General features: G+C 35.8%; 1 protein-coding gene. It reads left to right on the top strand.

The genetic code is table 11. The features are described 5' to 3' along the window. Positions 1 to 436: 436 nt before the first annotated feature. The coding region (locus IW20_RS25065) for a choice-of-anchor L domain-containing protein (RefSeq protein ID WP_035629081.1) at positions 437 to 3,141 on the top strand (2,705 nt) is incomplete at its 3' end.

The following is a 3,141-nucleotide window of genomic DNA, read 5'->3' as shown; positions in this document are numbered from 1 at the left end:
TAATTGTATTTCATCGATGTTTCAAATAAAAATTTAAAACACATAAATAATTGATTATCAATTATTTATAAAATAATAAAATTTTATTTTGCATAAAGATTTTGACAAAAATTGCTTCTAAAAAAATTAAAAAACGCAAAAATAAAACGTCTTTTTTGTCAATTTTTAGGTCAAAAATGTCTTTTCAACGAGTATTTGAGTCATTTGCAGGAAAAAAAAATCAATTAAAAACAGACTATATAACTTTGATTATGTTAAAAAAATAAAAATTTCATAAAATACAAAATCAAAAATATGAAGGCAAAAAAAAGGAAAACCCAAACAGAAAAAATCTACTTAAAGGATCTTAATTCCTAAACGCACCAAAATTATATTTAAATAAAATACATGTAGGATATCACTTTAGAGAAACTATTAATTTTTGAAATTAAAGATTATGAAAAAAATTACTTTATTAACTATTTTAGGATTATTCTTTTTTTCTTCCGGTTTATTCGCTCAAGAAAAAAACATTCCGATTAGAATTGGGAATACGCCTTACCAAAATAAATTTACCGCCAAGAAAAGTGCTCTTTTAAGTTCAGATGCCGTACAAGCAAATGCCGTACAAGCATTAGCAGTAGCAGGATCTATTGATGTTGCTAATCCAGCTGCCGGAAATAATGGATATAATGCTGATCAGTTAGTAAGAAACATATTAACTTCTGGCTGTTTGATTGTGAGCAATGTTAGGTTTGGTTATTACCAAAAAAGTGGGAACAACTGGAACTGGAATGATCATGCTTGGTCTTCGACTGCTGGTGATAGACAATTAGGATATTACAGCAAAGGAACTTCTACTTTCCCAATTGATGAAGGTCTTTTAATTGCAACTGGAAAAATAAATTCTGCAATGGGTCCTAATACCTACACAAACAAATCTGATGCGATGGTTAATAATGCAAGTGATCCAGACTTAGCAAACATTTCTGGTGAAACAATGCATGATGCAGCTATCCTTGAATTTAATTTTGTTCCTGATGGAAACCTTGTTGAGTTTCAGTTTGTATTTGCTTCAGAAGAGTATCTTGAATATGTTAATACGGACTTTAATGATGCTTTCGGTTTTTTCTTAAGTGGTCCTGGTATCACTGGTACTTACACTAATAATTCAGTAAATCTTGCACAATTACCAAATAATGATGCGGTAACTATAAACAACATTCACTCTGCAGGAACTAATGTAAACAACGTTGCTTTTCCTGCCAAAAACGCAGCGTATTATGTAAATAATCCTCCTGGAGCAACAACAATGGAATATGATGGTTCAACCACTGTTCTTACTGCTACTTATGCTGTTACTCCTGGACAAACCTATAAAATAAAAATGGCTATTGCCGATGCATCTGATCAACTTTATGATGCAGGTGTATTTTTAAAAGCAAAAAGTTTTGCTACAAATACTTTAGTAATTACAAATCCTGCTCCAGTATGTTTCCCTAATACGGTAAATATTACTGCTCCTGCTGTTACAGCTGGTAGTACTGCTGGATTAACATATACGTATTGGCAAGATGCTGCGGCTACCATTCCTTACACTACTCCAACTACGGCTACTGCAGGAACTTATTACATAAAAGGAAAAAACCTTACCTCTGGTTGTTCTGATATAAAACCTGTTGTTGTAACTGTGAGTAATGTAGTTGTAACAGAAGTTGTTGCATCGCATGTTAATGTAAAATGTTTTGGAGCTTCTACCGGAGCAATTACTCTTAATAATGCTACTGGTGGTGTTGCACCTTATACTTATTCTTGGAAGAAAAACGGAAGTCCTTATGCAACTACACAAAACTTAACCGGCTTAACTGTTGGGTCTTATGAAGTTACTGCAACAGATGCAAATGGATGTAAAGCAGTTCTAACTATTCCTATTACGCAACCTACAGCTGCCTTAGCAGTTACATTAACATCTAAAACTGATGTATTATGTAATAATGATGCTACTGGCGCAATAGATATAGCTGTAAGTGGTGGTACAGGTACTTACACTTATAGCTGGACAAAAGATGGAAATCCATTCGCTTCAACAACACAAGATTTAACGAACATTCTTTCTGGTGCTTACATTGTAACTGTAACTGATGCCAATAGCTGTCAGCAACAACTTTCTGTAACCATCAATAGTGGAGATTCTACTAAACCAATAGTAAATCCATTGCCTGCGGCTTCAACTATTAACTGCCCGCAGACACCTGTATTTGCTGTTGCTACAGCCACTGATAATAGTGGTACGGTAAGTTCTCTTACTTTTGCAGACGTAAATACTCCTGGATCATGCCCAGGAACGTATTCTATAACTAGAACATGGACTGCAAAAGATGCTTGTAATAACACATCTCTTCCTGTAAGCCAAACTATTAATGTTGTAGATACAACTCCTCCAACTTGGACAACCGCTCCGACTGCGCTTAATGTAACTTTACAATGCAGCGATACTGCAGGATTAACTGCAGCTCAAGCAAGTGCTCCGGTGGCAACTGATGCTTGTTCTACTGTAACGTATACTAAAGTTAGCGGTGCTTTTGTTGCTGGAAATTGTGCAAACGCTGGAACATATACTAATACTTGGAAAGCAACTGATGTTTGTACGAATGAATCAACTGTATTTACGCAAACAATCACCATACAAGATACAACAGCTCCAACTTGGACAACGGCTCCTGCATCTCTTGATGTAACTTTACAATGTAGCGATACTGCAGGATTAACTGCTGCGCAAGCGAATGCTCCTGTAGCAACCGATAATTGTGGTGGAACGGTAACGTACACTAAAATCTCTGGCGCATTCGTTGCAGGAACTTGTGCAAACTCTGGAACATACACCAATACTTGGAAAGCAACTGATGTTTGTACGAATGAGTCTACTGTATTTACGCAAACAATTACCATACAAGATACAACAGCTCCAACTTGGACAACGGCTCCTGCATCTCTTGATGTAACTTTACAATGTAGCGATACTGCAGGATTAACTGCGGCTCAAGCGAATACTCCTGTAGCAACTGATAATTGTGGCGGAACTGTAACGTACACTAAAGTAAGTGGTGCTTTTGTTGCGGGAACTTGTATAAATTCTGGAACATATACCAATACTTGGAAAGC

This window comes from Flavobacterium hydatis (assembly GCF_000737695.1).
GTDB lineage: Bacteria > Bacteroidota > Bacteroidia > Flavobacteriales > Flavobacteriaceae > Flavobacterium > Flavobacterium hydatis.
This window is presented reverse-complemented; position numbering and strand designations above follow the sequence as displayed.